Consider the following 15,651-nt stretch of genomic DNA (forward strand, 5'->3'; position numbering starts at 1 on the left):
GCAATGTGCGTGGCCAAGGCAAGGCGGCTCAGCGTCAGGATTGGCCGTCGAGCAGGATCAGGGCCAGATCTTTCCTGCGCAGCACCAGGCTGACGCGGCGGGTTTTAATTTCTATGGGATCGCCCAGCGGCGCTACGCGCACCACTTCAAACGATGAACCCGGCAGCATGCCGAGCGATAAAAGTTTCTGGCGGTAGGCTGGGCCGATTTCATTGGCGAAGCCGGCGATCTTATACGACCGTTTAGGCAGAAGATGCATGTAACCTTCCCTGAGCCCAGTTGATTGGGCTGATGATGATAAAAGAACGTTCCAAAGGAAGCGCCGTGGTAAACATGACGCGCCACCGACGTTTTCAATCCATGAAGTAATGTAGTGAACACGCAAAATAATAATAGTGAGAATCATTATCGTATTCAATACAAGAAATAGGGGTATTGGTAACCAAAGGTTGTGGCGATCACATTTAACGATCGAGATTGCCTGACGGGACTACTTTTATCACCCGGCCAGGCCCGGTGCAAATGAGAATGGTGAGTTAAATCAGTTGCGTGATTGTAGTAACTTTTTCCAGATTGAAAAAATTAGCGACAAATTCGACAGCTATGATCCGGCAGCGTCACGATTGGTCTTTATTTGGCAACATCTCATCGGCTGAATACGAGCGGTAACTATTTGTGTTTCTCTGAGAAATACCAAAATGAGAACCTGATGTTAATAACGGTGTTAATCGATGGCGGTGTGGCGCTATTTTCAGACCTGAAATAGGGCGGGATTATGGCCGGCGGCAAGATTGGAGAAAAATGCAGGTTTATTGAGGCGGGTCAAAAAATCGCGGGGATATTTTATTGGGAAAGGGCGGAATTCATTCCGCCCTGTGTACCCAGGCATAACTGCTGGTTAGGATTTTTTGCCGAATGCCGCTGCCAGCGCATCACCCATGGCGCTGTTACCCGCCGAGGTGTTGTTGTTGCCGCCGCGCGGTTTGCTCTTATTAGCCGGAGCCCGGTTGGCGTTGTCCCTGGCCGGGGTGGCGTTACCGCCGCGGCGTGGTGAACCTTCACCCGGTTGCTCGTCCAGACGCATACTCAGCGCGATGCGTTTGCGCTGCAGGTCAACTTCCATCACCTTCACTTTGACGATGTCGCCGGCTTTCACCACGGTGTGCGGATCTTCGACAAACTTGTCCGCCAACGAGGAGATATGTACCAGTCCGTCCTGATGCACGCCGATATCGACAAAGGCCCCGAAGTTGGTGACGTTGGTCACCGAACCTTCCAGGATCATCCCCGGCTGCAGGTCATTGAGAGTTTCAACGCCGTCGGCGAAGGTGGCAGTTTTGAATTCCGGACGTGGATCGCGGCCCGGTTTCTCCAGCTCCTTCAGGATGTCGGTCACCGTTGGCACACCGAACTTATCGTCGGTGAAATCGCTGGCCTTCAGGCTGCGTACGGTTGCCGGGTTACCCATCAGGTCCTGCAGTGCCTGGCGGGTGGCCGCCAGAATGCGTTCGACCACCGGGTAGGTTTCCGGGTGAACGGTCGAAGCGTCCAGCGGGTTGTCGCCGTGGTTGATACGCAGGAAGCCGGCGCACTGTTCAAAGGCTTTTGGCCCCAGGCGGCTGACTTTCAACAGTTGCTCGCGGTTGCTGAAACGGCCGTTCTCGTCACGCCAGGTGACGATGTTCTGCGCCATCATGCGCGTCAGGCCGGCCACGCGGGTCAGCAGCGGCACCGAGGCGGTGTTCAGATCGACCCCGACGGCGTTTACGCAGTCTTCAACCACTGAATCCAGCTTTTTCGCCAGTTGGCTTTGGCTGACATCGTGTTGGTACTGACCGACACCGATGGATTTCGGATCGATTTTTACCAGCTCGGCCAGCGGATCCTGCAGGCGGCGGGCGATGGAGACGGCGCCACGCAGCGAGACGTCGAGGTTCGGGAACTCCAGCGCCGCCAGTTCAGAGGCGGAATACACCGAGGCACCGGCTTCGCTGACGATCACTTTCTGCGCTTTGACTTCGCCGAACTGCTGTTGCAAATCAAGGTAAAAACGCTCGGTCTCACGCGATGCGGTACCGTTGCCGATGGCGACCAGTTCCACTTTATGTTTGATGCACAGGGCCGCAACGATGGCGGCGGCTTTGGCGGCCTGGCCGGTGTGCGGATAGACGGTATCGGTGGCGACCAGCTTGCCGGTGGCATCCACCACCGCCACTTTCACCCCGGTACGCAAGCCCGGATCCAGCCCCATGGTTGCACGCATACCGGCCGGTGCGGCCATCAGCAGATCGTGCATGTTACGGGCGAAGACGTTGATTGCTTCGTCTTCTGCACGCTCACGCAGGGTACTCATCAGTTCGGTTTCCAGGTGCAGCAGCACCTTGATACGCCAGGTCCAGTTGACCACCGCTTTGCGCCAGGCATCTGCCGGGGCGTTATTCAGGCGCAGATCGAGATGGCTGATGATGATCTGTTCCGCCTGGCTTTCGCGCGGGGCTTCTTCAAACTGCGGGTCGGCGTTCAGCGCCAGTTGCAGCACGCCTTCGTTGCGGCCACGGAACATGGCCAGCGCACGGTGTGAAGGCACCTGGGCAATAGGCTCATGGTGATCGAAGTAGTCACGGAATTTCGCGCCGGCTTCTTCTTTGCCTTCCACCACTTTGGATACCAGATGCGCGTGCTTCCACAGGTAATTACGAACCTTGGCCAGCAGTGCGGCGTCTTCGGCGAAGCGCTCCATCAGGATGTAACGCGCGCCGTCGAGGGCGGCTTTAACGTCCGCCACGCCTTTGTCGGCGTTAACGTAGCCTTCGGCCAACTGTTCAGGTTGCTGCTGAGGATCCTGCCACAGGGTGTTTGCCAGCGGCTCCAGACCGGCTTCAATCGCGATCTGCCCACGGGTGCGGCGCTTGGGTTTGTACGGCAGGTAGAGGTCTTCGAGTTCGGTTTTGCTTTGCGTGGCGGTGATCGCCCCCGCCAGCTGTTCGGTCAGTTTGCCCTGCTCGTCGATCGATTTAAGGATGGTCTGACGGCGGTCTTCCAGTTCACGCAGATAACCCAGGCGGGTTTCCAGCTGGCGCAGTTGGGTATCGTCCAAACCCCCGGTGACTTCCTTACGATAGCGTGCAATAAAGGGCACGGTATTACCTTCATCCAGCAGACGGATGGCGGAGTCAACTTGCTCCGGCCGGGCCTGCAGTTCTGTTGCAATAATGCGGCTCAGTGGGTCATTCATAGGTCTGGTATCTGTTGAGAATGGTTAGTAAACAGGGGGACAGTTATACGGATTGCGCGCGGAAAATGCCAGTGAAGCGGGCCGCCTCTCGGCAGCCATGATGCGCAAAGCGGCCTGTACCGCGGCGGTGGGCGGCCGCTCGGAAAAAACTGAAATCTTATTTAACGTACTCGATCTCATTCACATACCACAGCGCATCGCCTGCCGGGGTGTTGACGGTGGCGGCATCTCCCACTTCTTTTTTCAGCAGGGCGCGGGCCATCGGTGAGTCGATGGAGATATAGTCCCGGCGGCCAAAAATCTCGTCATAGCCGACGATACGAAAGCGTTTGGTCTCGCCATCTTCGTTTTCCACCACCACCCAGGCGCCGAAGAACACTTTACCTTCCTGCTGCGGCGAGTGGTCGACGACCTTCAACTGTTCGAGGCATTTGGTCAGATAACGCACCCGGCGATCGATCTCTCGCAGCCGTTTTTTGTTGTACTGATAGTCGGCATTTTCACTTCTGTCACCGAGACTGGCCGCCCAGGTCACTTTTTTGGTGACCTCTGGCCGATCTTCACGCCAGAGGTAGTCCAGCTCTTGTTTCAGTTTTTCGTACCCTTCGCGGGTAATAAGCGGTGTTCTCATACAACCTTGTTACCGTGGCAATAGTGGAACCTATAGCGCGAAGTGTACGACAGATACGGGGCCAGAGGCATCGAAAATAGGGCCAGTCAGGGGACGCTGTCGGCGATCGTGACCGACATCGCACCTATGCGCTCGATACTGACGTCGATGCGGTCGCCTGCCTGTATCGCGGAGACCCCTGATGGCGTACCGGTATAAATCACGTCCCCCGGCCACAGGGTAAACATCGCCGAGGCATAGGCGATCAGGCGTTGTACGTTATAAATCAGGTGGCGGGTGTTGGACTGCTGCCTGAGCTGGCCGTTGACCCGAATGCTGAGATCCAGTGTGTTCGGGTCGCCGATTTCGTCGGGGGTGACAATCCACGGGCCCAATACCGAAAAGTTATCGGCCGATTTACGGAAAGAGGGAAATTCCGAGCCGCGTACGGTCATGTCTATGCCGATAGCGTAGCCGAATACTGCCTCCAGCGCCCGCTCGACAGGCAGGTTGCGGGCGCGTTGACCAATGACCACTGCCAGTTCGACCTCTGGATCGGTACGTCGCCCGGGGATGGGCAGAGGTATGACTTCGTTCGGCCCGCACAGCGAGCTGTTGGCTTTGAGAAACAGGCCGTATTCGCTGATATCGGTATAGACCTTGCCATGGTTGATTTGCTGGTCGGCATTGGCTTCGGCGATGTGATCGCGGTAATTAATTGGCGCGGCGACAATTTTACCTGGATTGGCCACCGGTGCGTTCAGGCTTACCTGCTCCAGCGGGTAGTTCTCCAGCCGTTCCCAATTTTCGCCCAGTGCCTTCGCAATGAAGGGGAAATGGCTAATCATCCAGTCGGCGGGCGGTGCGGGCCAATGGGCGGGAGGGAGGTCGTGAAACATCGGCGTGATGTCGTACACCCGCTGCTGCCGGATGATCCCTATCCGGTCGTGATTGAAGCGGCAGATCTTCATGATATAGGTCCTCTGAAAGCAAAAATAGGATGGCGTTGGCCGCTGAATGGGCCGGTTGAACGGGGGATATCAGCCTTCTGGCGTGATCTCATGCCGCCAGATCCCCAGTTTTTCCAGCACCGGACGATCGGAAAAGCTAAAGCAGACCGCATCGCCGTCAGGTGCCGACAGCTGGTAGCTGATCCATGAAGGCAGCGCAAAGATGTCTTTCGGTTTTAGCCTGAAGCGGATCCCCCCGGTTAGCCGGACCTCCAGCTCTCCCTCCATCACCACCAGCACCTGGCTGGCATTGCCACGCTGGTAGAGGCTGGTAAACCCCTTGGGCAGCAGCGTGATGACGGTGCCGAGGGTGGGAATGGCCCAATCGCCGTTGGCCGGGTTGATGTAACGCAGGCTGATGGCGCTGGCCGGGTCTATTTCACTATGGCGCTGTAACTGTTCCAGCGCTTCGCGGGTGCGTTGATACGGATAGTTAAATATCGGCGAGGGCTGGCTCTGCCCCGTTGGATGGTACTCCAGCGGCATCAGGCCGGCACCGTAGCGGGCTAGGGCATCGCCCTCCGGACGTGGCTCCAGCGTTTGGCCTGCGGGCAGGCGATCTTGCCGAAACCCGGCCTTGAGAAAGTGCAGCAGCGGGGCATCCAGGCCATCGAGCCAGAATATCGGTTTATCGGTGTCATTTTGGTGCTGGTGCCAACGCCATGAAGGGGTAATGATAAAATCCCCCGGATGCAGCGTAGTCTTTTCGCCGTCCACCGTTGTGTTACCGCCTTCGGCCTCCAGAATAAAGCGCAGGGCGGTGGGGGTGTGGCGATGTAAGGGGGCAATTTCACCCGGCAGCACCATTTGCATCCCGGCATACAGCGTGTCGGTGATGCGTGACGAACCCGGTGGCAACGACGGGTTTTCCATGACCAGCACGCGACGTTCGGCACGTTCGATGTCGATCTTTGAGCCGATATCCAACAGCGCGTCTTTGACCTCAGCGTAATGCCATTGATAAGGCGTAGCCTGAGGTTCCGGCTGATTGGGGACCAGGCCATGCAGCGACTCCCATAGTGGGAACAGGTGTTTCTTTTGCAGTTGCTGAATATCGATGTTCATTTATTCATTCCCCTGCGGGTCGGTAACCCCCACATTTTGATAGACGTGTTTGTATTCCATAAAGCTGTCCAGCGAGGCGATACCGTTCAAACGCCCGAGGCCGCTCTGTTTGTACCCACCCTCTTCGAACTCATCGTGAATTTGCGCCCAGTCGTTAATCCACACGCTACCGGCCTGAATTTCCCGCGCTACCCGATGCGGGCGGTTGGCATCCATCGACCAGATACTGGCGGCCAGTCCGTAGTCGCTATGATTGGCGGAGGCGATCGCTTGCGCTTCGTCGTCAAAGACCTCCAGCGTGAGCACCGGCCCGAAAACCTCCTGCTGCACAATGTCCATATCGCTGTTGGGCACTTCCAGTAGAGTAGGTCGGTAGAACGCGCCTTTGGCTAATGGACCTTCCACGACCGGCCCACCGCGAACTACAGATTTGGCCCCTTGGGCCAGCGCGGCAGTGACCATGGCATCGACCCGCAGGACGCTTTGTTGGTCGATCAACGGCCCCAGCTCAACGCCTGGCTCCAGCGACGGCCCGATTTTTACCGCCTCCAGCAAGGCGGCCATGCGGGCTTTAACCTGCGGATAGATCGCGCGCTGTACCAGTAAACGGCTGCCGGTAACGCAGAATTGACCGCTGAAGGTGGTGAGTGAACGCACGATCATCGGCAAGGCGCGATCCAGGTCGGCGTCTTCGAACAGCAGGTGCGGCGTTTTCCCACCCAATTCCAGCGAGATGCGTTTGACCCGCTGCATGGCGTTGGCCGCCAATGTACGTCCGGTGCGGGTGCTGCCGGTAAAACTGATGCCCGGGACTGCCGGGCTGCTGACCAGTAACATGGCGCCGTCACTGCCGCTTTCGGTGAACAGGTTCACCACCCCCTGCGGCAGGCTGTCGACTTCGGCCAGAATGCGGGCGAATGCGGCGTTAACCTGAGCGGTCTGAGCCGGCAGTTTGATCACGACGGTATTGCCCGCGGCCAACGCCGGGGCCAGCGATCTGATGGTAAGAATGGCCGGTGAATTCCACGGAGTGATCACCCCGACCACGCCCAGCGGTTCGTACAGTACCCGGGATAAGGCGCCGGGTTGGATCTCCATGGCACGCCCATAAGTGGTCAGCGCCAGTGCGGCGGCGTAGCGCAGTTTGCTGGGAATGAACTGAACCTCAAAGCGGGCTTCGCTCAGTGGTTTACCGTTGTCTTGCGCCAGGATCCGGGCCAGGGTTTCCGCATGCTGTTCAAATCGATCGGCCATTTGATTCAGGCAGCGGGCCCGCAGCTGTCGGTCGCGGCTCCATGCCGGCACAAATGCGCGTTGGGCTGCGGCAATCGCCATCGCGGCTTCCTCGGTGCCGCCGTCGGCAAATTCTCCCAGTTCGGAGCCATCCGTCGGGCTGATACTGATGCCTTGTTTGGTCGAATCCTGCCATTGGCCATCGATCCAGTGCAGTGCTTTTGGCCTGGCTGAGTGGGTCTGGTCACCTGTCTGCATAACCGCTCCTGTGATGCATTTTTGTTAATGAAATGAAAATTCCTATGTACTGGGAGAATATCTGCTGCCTACAATCAATCAATCGAATGTGATTTATTGGGCGAATAAGAAAAATGAATTTGAAGAACGTCGATTTAAATTTATTGGTGGTGTTTGACGCTATCTTTCGCCAGCGGAGCGTCGGCCTGGCGGGGCAGTTGCTGGGCATCAGCCAGCCAGCGGTGAGCCATGCGCTGGCTCGCCTGCGGCAGCTGTTTGACGATCCGATGTTTGTGCGGATTAATAACGAAATGTGCCCGACTGACCGGGCCAGCGAACTGATGCCGTCCGTCGAACGGGTGCTGTCGATGATCCGCGATGATGTTTTGCAACCGGTGGGATTTGATCCTGCGGCTAGCCGCAGAACGTTGACGCTCTGTATGCCGGACATCGGCGAGCAGTATTTTTTACCTCCCCTGATTAACCACCTGGCTAAGGTGGCCCCAGGGATGGCGGTGGTCAGCCATGAGCTGGCCCCGGCGCAATTGGAAGAGGCGCTGGAAAGCGGACGGGTCGATCTGGCTATCGGTTATTTTCCCGATCTGCGCCGCGCCGTTTTTTATCAGCAGCGGTTATTTTACAGTGGGTTCTGCTGTGCGGTACGCCAGGGCCATCCGCAGATTGGCAAAACGCTGTCTCTGCCGCAGTTTTTGCAGGCTGAACATGTGACCGCCCGTTTGCGTATTCGCAGCCAGGAAATTGCCGAACAGGCGATGAGGGAGCAGGGGATTGTGCGTAACGTCAAACTGCAGACCAGCCATTTTCTGAGCCTGACCCATATCATTGCCCAAACCGACCTGCTCGCCACGGTGACCTATGAGGCGGCGCAGTTACTGCAGGCTGCGGGCAAGGTGCATATTTACCCGGTGCCTTTCTCAATACCTCAGTTCCCGGTGATGCAGTATTGGCATGAGCGCGCTCATCATGACCGCGGCAATCAATGGCTACGGGGGGAAATACGTGGGTTATTCCAACGCGATGACGACAATAGTGCCGATGAATGCCCCGGAGAACATTAGGTGCATTGTCGCTGGCGGCTTAGACTGAAGGCACGCTCGCCTGAACCAGGGCTAATCAGGTTATAAATACGTTATTAATTTGAGTGTCGACCCCTGCGGCCCACGAAGGCGATGTCATTCTTGCGGGAGGGCTGAGTGGGCTTTTTACGGCGAAACGAGACAATAATGTGTGGATTAATTAGTCTGCTGTATGAAAGATATTGATAACTCGGTAAAAGAATAAGCTTTGTAACAATTTAGTCTAGAATATATACCAATAATCGCTGTCCGAATTGGCATGGTTTTTTAACAATATTCACGTCAGGCAATACAGCCTTTGGGAGTAATACAATGCAAGAGAATCATAAGATTCTGGTCGTCGATGATGACATGCGCTTGCGCGCGCTTTTAGAGCGTTATTTAACCGAACAGGGTTTTCAGGTTCGCAGCGTAGCCAACGCTGAGCAAATGGATCGCTTGCTGACACGTGAATCCTTCCACCTGATGGTGCTGGACCTGATGTTGCCGGGCGAGGACGGGCTTTCTATCTGCCGCCGTCTGCGCAGCCAAAGTAACCCTATGCCGATCATTATGGTGACCGCCAAAGGTGAAGAAGTCGACCGTATCGTTGGCCTGGAAATCGGCGCTGACGATTACATCCCAAAACCGTTCAACCCGCGGGAACTGTTGGCCCGCATCCGTGCGGTATTGCGTCGTCAGGCCAATGAACTGCCGGGCGCCCCTTCGCAAGAAGAAGCGGTGATTGCCTTTGGCAAATTCAAACTGAACCTGGGTACCCGTGAAATGTTCCGTGAAGACGAGCCTATGCCGTTGACCAGCGGCGAGTTCGCGGTACTGAAGGCATTAGTGAGCCACCCGCGTGAACCGCTGTCGCGTGACAAGTTGATGAACCTGGCACGCGGCCGTGAATACAGCGCCATGGAACGCTCCATCGACGTGCAGATTTCTCGTCTGCGCCGTATGGTTGAGGAGGATCCTGCGCATCCACGTTATATCCAGACCGTTTGGGGTCTTGGCTACGTCTTCGTCCCGGACGGCAGCAAGGCATGAGACGATTACGCTTTTCACCGCGTAGCTCGTTTGCCCGAACCCTGCTATTGATCGTCACCTTGCTGTTCGTCAGCCTGGTGACGACCTATCTGGTGGTGCTGAACTTCGCCATCCTGCCCAGTTTGCAGCAGTTCAACAAGGTATTGGCCTACGAAGTTCGTATGCTGATGACCGATAAGCTGCAGCTGGAGGATGGGACCTTGCTGGAGGTGCCACCGGCGTTCCGTCGTGAAATCTATCGCGAACTGGGGATTTCTCTCTACACCAACTCGGCGGCGGAGGAGAGCGGTCTGCGCTGGGCGCAGCACTATCAATTCCTCAGCCAGCAAATGGCTCAGCAGCTCGGCGGGCCAACCGACGTCCGGGTAGAAGTGAACAAAAACTCACCGGTGGTGTGGCTGAAGACCTGGCTGCAGCCGGATATCTGGGTGCGCGTCCCGCTGACTGAAATTCACCAGGGCGATTTCTCGCCGCTGTTCCGTTATACGCTGGCAATTATGCTGTTGGCGATAGGCGGTGCCTGGCTGTTTATTCGTATCCAAAACCGTCCGCTGGTAGAGCTGGAGCATGCAGCTCTGCAGGTCGGCAAGGGCATTATTCCGCCGCCGTTGCGTGAGTACGGCGCATCTGAGGTACGTTCGGTAACGCGGGCCTTTAATCAGATGGCATCGGGCGTTAAGCAACTGGCGGATGACCGCACGCTGCTGATGGCCGGCGTCAGCCATGACCTGCGTACACCGCTGACGCGCATCCGTCTGGCAACCGAGATGATGAGTGCCGAAGACGGCTATCTGGCGGAGTCGATCAATAAAGATATTGAAGAGTGCAACGCCATCATTGAGCAGTTTATTGACTATCTGCGCACTGGCCAGGAGATGCAGACCGAGCTAAGCGATCTGAATGGCATTCTGGGTGAAGTGGTTGCCGCCGAGAGCGGCTATGAGCGGGTTATCGAAACTGCTTTGGCCCCGGGTGAGCTGATGATGAATGTGCATCCTCTGTCGATCAAGCGTGCAGCGGCGAATATGGTGGTGAATGCGGCGCGTTACGGCAACGGCTGGATCAAGGTCAGTAGTGGTCGTGAACTGCAGCGTGGCTGGTTCCAGGTGGAAGACGATGGCCCGGGCATTAAACCGGAAGAGTTGAAACATCTGCTGCAGCCGTTCGTCCGTGGTGACAGCGCACGTAGCACCAGCGGAACCGGGCTTGGCCTGGCTATCGTACAACGTATTATTGATGGCCATCACGGTGCTCTGGATATCGGCACCAGCGAACGCGGCGGGTTGTTGATCAGGGCTTATATTCCGTTACCGATGGAAAAGAAAGAGTTGGCCAACGGCCATCAGACAGTGAAAGACAGCGCCAAACTCCCCTGACAGTGAAGCTGCCCTGTCAGGGTTTTCTGCTCATCACGTAATATTCCGCCGCTTCTTCATGCAGACGCCGACCGGTGCTGGCCTGCCAGGGGTCGATTAATTCAATCCCGCAGTGGATAAAGTCTTTGGTATTACGCGTGGCCAGGGCGGCACCGTAATGCAGGCAGGTGGCGGCGATCTGGGTGTCTGGGAAACTGACGCCGATGCCTTGGCGGCGGTTGGCACCCATTAACTCCGCATGCTGCAGAGCGCAGCCAGTGTCAAAGGGTAAAACCCTGTCCAGAAACTCTTCCTGCAGCATTACGCCGAGATTGGACTGTAACTCAAACTGCTTTTTGCCATGGGGCATGCAGGTTATGCCAGTATATAGCTCCGCTACCACGACAGCGCTCAGATAGAATTGATACGTATTCTGTTGATCCAGCCACCTTAAAACATGGTAATGAGGTGCCGGGCGCAGTAACTCTGAAACTACATTGGTATCGAGAATGATCATACCTGGTCATCATCGTCATCAAAGGTGACAATGCGCGCGGGTGTTTTATCACGCGGTGGGATTTCCAGTTCAACTCCGCCCAACTCGGCAAAGTGTTGATGTATGCGAGTGCCTAAACCATAGCGCGGCGGTTTTTTCACCAACGCCTGTTTCAAAATCATACGAGCTTCCTCCTCCATGGAATGGCCATTTTTCGCTGCCGAAACGCGCAGCAACTCTTTTACTTCGTCGTCCAGATTCCTGACGGTTATGGTAGCCATTGAAACCTCCTTTGCTATCAATGATTGCAGTGCTTATTATCCCTTTGCGTTGATTAAATAACAACCAATAAAAATAAAAAAAGGCGTGGGATCCACGCCTTAGCTGAAGCTGTAAAAAGAAGGTATTACAGTTTTGGACCGGCGCTGACCAATGCGGCACCTGCCGGAGTATCGGTGTATTTGTCAAAGTTGGTGACAAAACGCTCGGCCAGATCCTGTGCCTTCTCTTGCCATTGCTCAAGGCTGGCGTAAGTGGCGCGTGGATCCAGGATATCCGGGTTAACGCCCGGCAGTGAGGTTGGCATCGCCAGGTCGAAGATAGGCAGAGTAATAGTTTCTGCCTTATCGATTTCACCGCTGAGGATCGCGTCGATAATGCCGCGGGTATCCTTGATCGAGATACGTTTGCCGGTGCCGTTCCAGCCGGTGTTCACCAGATAGGCCTGCGCGCCGGCAGCCTGCATGCGTTTCACCAGCACTTCAGCGTACTGCGTTGGGTGCAGTGACAGGAAGGCTGCGCCGAAGCAGGCGGAGAAGGTTGGGGTCGGCTCGGTCACGCCGCGTTCGGTACCGGCCAGTTTGGCGGTAAAGCCAGACAGGAAGTGGTACTGGGTCTGGTTAGCGGTCAGGCGAGAGACCGGCGGCAGTACGCCGAAGGCGTCTGCGGTCAGGAAGATCACCTTGGTGGCGTGACCCGCTTTGGAAACCGGCTTCACGATATTCTGGATGTGATAGATCGGGTAGGAAACGCGGGTGTTCTCGGTTTTCGAACCATCATTGAAATCTATGGTGCCGTCAGCGAGAACGACGACGTTTTCCAGCAGCGCATCGCGTTTGATGGCGTGATAGATATCCGGCTCGGCTTCTTCAGACAGCTTGATGGTTTTGGCGTAGCAGCCGCCTTCGAAGTTAAATACGCCATCGTCATCCCAGCCGTGCTCGTCATCGCCAATCAGCTGGCGTTTCGGATCGGTGGACAGGGTGGTTTTGCCGGTGCCGGACAGGCCGAAGAAGACCGCCACGTCGCCTTTCTCGCCTACGTTGGCCGAGCAGTGCATTGAGGCAATGCCTTTTAGCGGCAACAGGTAGTTCATGATGGAGAACATACCCTTTTTCATTTCGCCGCCGTACCAGGTGCCGCCAATCAGTTGCATGCGCTCGGTCAGGTTGAAGGCGACAAAGTTTTCCGAATTCAGGCCCTGTTGCTGCCAGTTCGGGTTAGTGCATTTGGCGCCGTTCATCACCACGAAGTCTGGCTCGAAATCCTGCAGCTCTTCATCAGTCGGGCGGATGAACATGTTTTTAACGAAGTGTGCCTGCCAGGCTACCTCGGTAATAAAGCGGACTTTCAGGCGGGAGTCGGCGTTGGCGCCGCAGAAGGTATCCATCACAAACAGACGTTTACCGGAGAGTTGTGTGGTGACCAGCTGTTTCAGGTCTGCCCAGGTTTCCGGGCTAAGGGGTTTGTTGTCGTTTTTGCCTTTACCCTGATCGGCCCACCAGACGGTGTCGCGGGTGATGTCGTCACGGACGATGTACTTATCTTTCGGGGAACGGCCGGTAAAAATACCGGTGTCGACGGATACGGCACCCAGCTTGGTTACCACCCCACGCTCAAAACCTTCCAGAGATGGGTCTGTTTCTTCCTTGAACAGCAAGTCATAACTCGGGTTGTGAACGATTTCGCCGACGTTATGAATCCCATAAGCGGCCAGATCCTGAGGGGTTATACCTTTAACACGCATGTCACTACTCCTTGGTCACAGAATTTCTGGCGCCAATTGTAGGGATTCAGCAGCGAGTAACCGCGATAGGTATCAAATATTTAACGTTTTAGTCGGTTTTTCGTTACGTTATGAGAGATAGCACACGGAAAAAAGCAAACGTGCAAACGGAGTAAACAGGCAGGCGCAGGGCGCGCCCGCCGATATGAGGTGCTACTTAGTGCAACTGCTCACTTTCGTCGGTGTTACCGGTGTACAAGGCGGCAACGTCCACGGCATCAAACACATAGTGATTGCCGCAATAATCGCAGTGCATATCAATATTGCCATCTTGCTCCAGCATCTGAGCCACTTCTTCCGCCGGTAACGTGATCAGCGCGTCAGCGCAACGCTGGCGTGAACAGGTGCAACGGAAGACAACGTCCTGCGGTTCATACAGGGTAACTTCTTCCTGATGGTACAGGCGATAAAGCACTTCGTTGGCCGGCAGGCCGAACAGCTCTTCGCTTTTCACCGTGTTGGTCAGTTGCACCAGATGATCGAAGTCATCGGCATTCCCGTCCTGCGCCGGCAGAACCTGCAGCAGCATGCCGCCCGCGGCCGGTTGACCTTCAGACTCACCGGTACGGATGAACAGGCGGGTCGGTAACTGCTCTGACTGACGGAAGTAAGCCTCGAGGCACTCGGCCAGCGTTTCACCTTCCAGTGCCACTACGCCCTGATAGCGTTCGCCCTCGGTAGGGGCAATGGTGATCACCATGACGCCATTACCGATCATTTGGTGGAGCGTGCTGTCATCAGCAATTTCGCTTTGTACGCGCGCCACGCCACGCATTTCCTGGCGGTTGTTACCGTTAATCACCGCCAGCTTCAGCGGGCCGTCGCCTTGTAACTGCACGGTGATGTCGCCGTCGAACTTCAACGTTGCGGTCAGCAGGCTGGTGGCAACCAGCAGTTCACCCAGCAGTTTCTTGACGGGTGCCGGATAGTCGTGGTTGTTCAGTACCTGCTGATAGGTTTCGCTGACGGTAACCAGCTCACCGCGCACCGCGTAGTTTTCAAACAGGTAACGGTGCAATTGGTCATGGTTAGACATAGTTTTCTCTCATTGCGGTGAGGGGTTATTCCTGCTCACCAAATTTAAATTTAATCAGGTCGCGCCGCTCTTTCTTGTCCGGACGGCGGTCCGGATGCGGCATGGTCAGCGCATTCATTTTGCGCGCGAGCGCCACTTTCTCTCGGTTGGCGATGCTGGCCTCGGTTTCCTGATACATTTGTTGCGCCTCTTCGGCGCCGCGCCGTTGGCTGGTCACTGCCAGCACGATCACCGTGCGTTCTTCGTTTCCCTGACGCAGTTTGATCTCGGCGTTAAGCTCGACAATCTTGCTCGGCTTGCCGCGCTGTCCGTTGTAGTGCACCTTGCCGCCGTCGATCATCTCCCGTGCCAGCGCGCGGGTCTTATAGAAACGTGCCGCCCATAGCCACTTGTCCAGCCGGACGGCTTCGTCGTCTGCTGCTTTTCCTTTCATCCATTCCCCCTGGCCAGCGCTGGTATCAACAGGCGGTAATCGCGCATCGATGGGTGATGCTGGAAGGTTTTCTCCGCCATGCTGGAATCCGGGTTTTGTACGCCCAGACAGTAGCGAATACCGAAGGCACGGGCGGCATCCAGAATCGGTTCGCCGTCGTCGACAAACAGCGTACGCTGCGGATCAAAACCGGTGTGTTGCTGCACTGCCTGCCACAAACGCTGATCTTCTTTCGGATAACCAAATGTGTGGGTGGAAAGTAATAAATCAAGGTGCCTGTCCAAACCGGTATGCTCAATTTTTACCGCCAGGCTGTGCGGATGGGCGTTGGTCAACAAAATAGTCTGGTGGCCTGCCGCACGTAATGCCTGTAAAAACGGCTCGGTATCTTCACGCAGACGAGCACGGTTGCCTACCTCGCTGGTCATTCGGTAAATATCCATGTCCAGCCGTTCGCTCCAGTAATCGAAGCAGTACCAGTTCATGGTGTGCTGCACGGCCAGATATTCCTGATGAATAATTTTACGTGCTTCATCGAAGGGAATAGCCCGCTGCTCGCTCAGGGCTTGCGGCACCAGGCTGAGCCAAAAGTGGCTGTCGAACTCCAGATCGAGCAGGGTACCGTCCATATCCAGCAGCACGGTATCGATCTCACTCCAGTCAAACTCGGGAACCATGAAAACTCCATAGGCGAACCGTCGGCGGTCCGCAGGATAAAGGTAATAGCGTTAGCGTAGCATAAGCTGA

Annotated in this window: 15 protein-coding genes; 3 read left to right on the forward strand and 12 right to left on the reverse strand. The window is 56.1% G+C overall.

Annotated elements, in window-relative coordinates:
* Positions 1 to 34 precede the first annotated feature (34 nt).
* The 6 genes from feoA to FCL49_RS21890 form a co-directional block, all read right to left on the reverse strand.
* Positions 35 to 259: a ferrous iron transporter A gene (gene feoA, locus FCL49_RS21865; RefSeq protein ID WP_037426593.1), complete on the reverse strand. Its 225-nt coding sequence runs from the start codon at positions 257 to 259 to the stop codon at positions 35 to 37.
* 639 nt (positions 260 to 898) lie between these two features.
* Entirely contained in the window at positions 899 to 3,235 is a 2,337-nt protein-coding gene (locus FCL49_RS21870) for a Tex family protein (RefSeq protein WP_174355125.1), read from the reverse strand.
* Positions 3,236 to 3,392: 157 nt separating this feature from the next.
* Positions 3,393 to 3,866, reverse strand: a complete 474-nt coding sequence (gene greB / locus FCL49_RS21875; RefSeq protein WP_174355126.1) for a transcription elongation factor GreB — start codon at positions 3,864 to 3,866, stop codon at positions 3,393 to 3,395.
* A gap of 86 nt (positions 3,867 to 3,952) precedes the next feature.
* On the reverse strand, positions 3,953 to 4,816 hold the full coding sequence (locus FCL49_RS21880) for a fumarylacetoacetate hydrolase family protein (RefSeq protein ID WP_174355127.1): 864 nt from the start codon (positions 4,814 to 4,816) through the stop codon (positions 3,953 to 3,955).
* A gap of 69 nt (positions 4,817 to 4,885) precedes the next feature.
* Positions 4,886 to 5,920, reverse strand: a complete 1,035-nt coding sequence (locus FCL49_RS21885; protein WP_174355128.1) for a cupin domain-containing protein — start codon at positions 5,918 to 5,920, stop codon at positions 4,886 to 4,888.
* Positions 5,921 to 7,411 (reverse strand): aldehyde dehydrogenase family protein, encoded by a 1,491-nt coding sequence (locus FCL49_RS21890; protein ID WP_174355129.1) that lies wholly within the window; start codon positions 7,409 to 7,411, stop codon positions 5,921 to 5,923.
* Positions 7,412 to 7,524: 113 nt separating this feature from the next.
* On the opposite strand from FCL49_RS21890, the gene FCL49_RS21895 reads away from it, so the two are divergent.
* From FCL49_RS21895 to envZ, 3 genes are all read left to right on the forward strand, one after another.
* Entirely contained in the window at positions 7,525 to 8,469 is a 945-nt protein-coding gene (locus tag FCL49_RS21895) for a LysR family transcriptional regulator (protein WP_174355130.1), read from the forward strand.
* A 330-nt stretch (positions 8,470 to 8,799) separates the two neighbouring features.
* A complete protein-coding gene (ompR, locus tag FCL49_RS21900) occupies positions 8,800 to 9,519 on the forward strand; it encodes an osmolarity response regulator transcription factor OmpR (protein ID WP_004709363.1) in 720 nt (239 codons plus the stop codon).
* Positions 9,516 to 10,895 carry a two-component system sensor histidine kinase EnvZ gene (gene envZ / locus FCL49_RS21905; protein ID WP_174355131.1) on the forward strand — a complete coding sequence of 460 codons (1,380 nt, stop codon included), beginning with the start codon at positions 9,516 to 9,518 and terminating at the stop codon, positions 10,893 to 10,895. Before ompR ends, envZ begins: the two co-directional genes overlap by 4 nt.
* A gap of 16 nt (positions 10,896 to 10,911) precedes the next feature.
* On the opposite strand, the gene FCL49_RS21910 is transcribed toward envZ, so the two are convergent.
* The 6 genes from FCL49_RS21910 to yrfG form a co-directional block, all read right to left on the reverse strand.
* On the reverse strand, positions 10,912 to 11,391 hold the full coding sequence (locus tag FCL49_RS21910) for a type II toxin-antitoxin system VapC family toxin (RefSeq protein ID WP_174355132.1): 480 nt from the start codon (positions 11,389 to 11,391) through the stop codon (positions 10,912 to 10,914).
* Complete coding sequence (locus FCL49_RS21915; RefSeq protein WP_174355133.1) at positions 11,388 to 11,651, reverse strand: FitA-like ribbon-helix-helix domain-containing protein; 264 nt, start codon at positions 11,649 to 11,651, stop codon at positions 11,388 to 11,390. Before FCL49_RS21915 ends, FCL49_RS21910 begins: the two co-directional genes overlap by 4 nt.
* Before the next feature lie 125 nt (positions 11,652 to 11,776).
* Positions 11,777 to 13,396 (reverse strand): phosphoenolpyruvate carboxykinase (ATP), encoded by a 1,620-nt coding sequence (pckA, locus tag FCL49_RS21920; protein ID WP_012147293.1) that lies wholly within the window; start codon positions 13,394 to 13,396, stop codon positions 11,777 to 11,779.
* Between the two features lie 196 nt (positions 13,397 to 13,592).
* On the reverse strand, positions 13,593 to 14,471 hold the full coding sequence (hslO, locus tag FCL49_RS21925; protein WP_174355134.1) for an Hsp33 family molecular chaperone HslO: 879 nt from the start codon (positions 14,469 to 14,471) through the stop codon (positions 13,593 to 13,595).
* 25 nt (positions 14,472 to 14,496) lie between these two features.
* The gene (gene hslR, locus FCL49_RS21930; RefSeq protein WP_174355135.1) at positions 14,497 to 14,904 is read right to left on the reverse strand and encodes a ribosome-associated heat shock protein Hsp15; all 408 of its coding nucleotides are present in this window, start codon (positions 14,902 to 14,904) and stop codon (positions 14,497 to 14,499) included.
* A complete protein-coding gene (gene yrfG / locus FCL49_RS21935; protein WP_174355136.1) occupies positions 14,901 to 15,581 on the reverse strand; it encodes a GMP/IMP nucleotidase in 681 nt (226 codons plus the stop codon). The genes hslR and yrfG overlap by 4 nt, the downstream gene beginning before the upstream one ends.
* Positions 15,582 to 15,651: the final 70 nt, after the last annotated feature.

The organism is Serratia proteamaculans, assembly GCF_013337185.1.
GTDB lineage: Bacteria > Pseudomonadota > Gammaproteobacteria > Enterobacterales > Enterobacteriaceae > Serratia > Serratia proteamaculans_D.

Coding starts and splice junctions, on each gene's coding strand:
- feoA (WP_037426593.1), bottom strand. CDS start 259: ATGCATCTTCTGCCTAAACGGTCGTATAAGATCGCCGGCTTCGCCAAT.
- FCL49_RS21870 (WP_174355125.1), bottom strand. CDS start 3,235: ATGAATGACCCACTGAGCCGCATTATTGCAACAGAACTGCAGGCCCGG.
- greB (WP_174355126.1), bottom strand. CDS start 3,866: ATGAGAACACCGCTTATTACCCGCGAAGGGTACGAAAAACTGAAACAA.
- FCL49_RS21880 (WP_174355127.1), bottom strand. CDS start 4,816: ATGAAGATCTGCCGCTTCAATCACGACCGGATAGGGATCATCCGGCAG.
- FCL49_RS21885 (WP_174355128.1), bottom strand. CDS start 5,920: ATGAACATCGATATTCAGCAACTGCAAAAGAAACACCTGTTCCCACTA.
- FCL49_RS21890 (WP_174355129.1), bottom strand. CDS start 7,411: ATGCAGACAGGTGACCAGACCCACTCAGCCAGGCCAAAAGCACTGCAC.
- FCL49_RS21895 (WP_174355130.1), top strand. CDS start 7,525: ATGAATTTGAAGAACGTCGATTTAAATTTATTGGTGGTGTTTGACGCT.
- ompR (WP_004709363.1), top strand. CDS start 8,800: ATGCAAGAGAATCATAAGATTCTGGTCGTCGATGATGACATGCGCTTG.
- envZ (WP_174355131.1), top strand. CDS start 9,516: ATGAGACGATTACGCTTTTCACCGCGTAGCTCGTTTGCCCGAACCCTG.
- FCL49_RS21910 (WP_174355132.1), bottom strand. CDS start 11,391: ATGATCATTCTCGATACCAATGTAGTTTCAGAGTTACTGCGCCCGGCA.
- FCL49_RS21915 (WP_174355133.1), bottom strand. CDS start 11,651: ATGGCTACCATAACCGTCAGGAATCTGGACGACGAAGTAAAAGAGTTG.
- pckA (WP_012147293.1), bottom strand. CDS start 13,396: ATGCGTGTTAAAGGTATAACCCCTCAGGATCTGGCCGCTTATGGGATT.
- hslO (WP_174355134.1), bottom strand. CDS start 14,471: ATGTCTAACCATGACCAATTGCACCGTTACCTGTTTGAAAACTACGCG.
- hslR (WP_174355135.1), bottom strand. CDS start 14,904: ATGAAAGGAAAAGCAGCAGACGACGAAGCCGTCCGGCTGGACAAGTGG.
- yrfG (WP_174355136.1), bottom strand. CDS start 15,581: ATGGTTCCCGAGTTTGACTGGAGTGAGATCGATACCGTGCTGCTGGAT.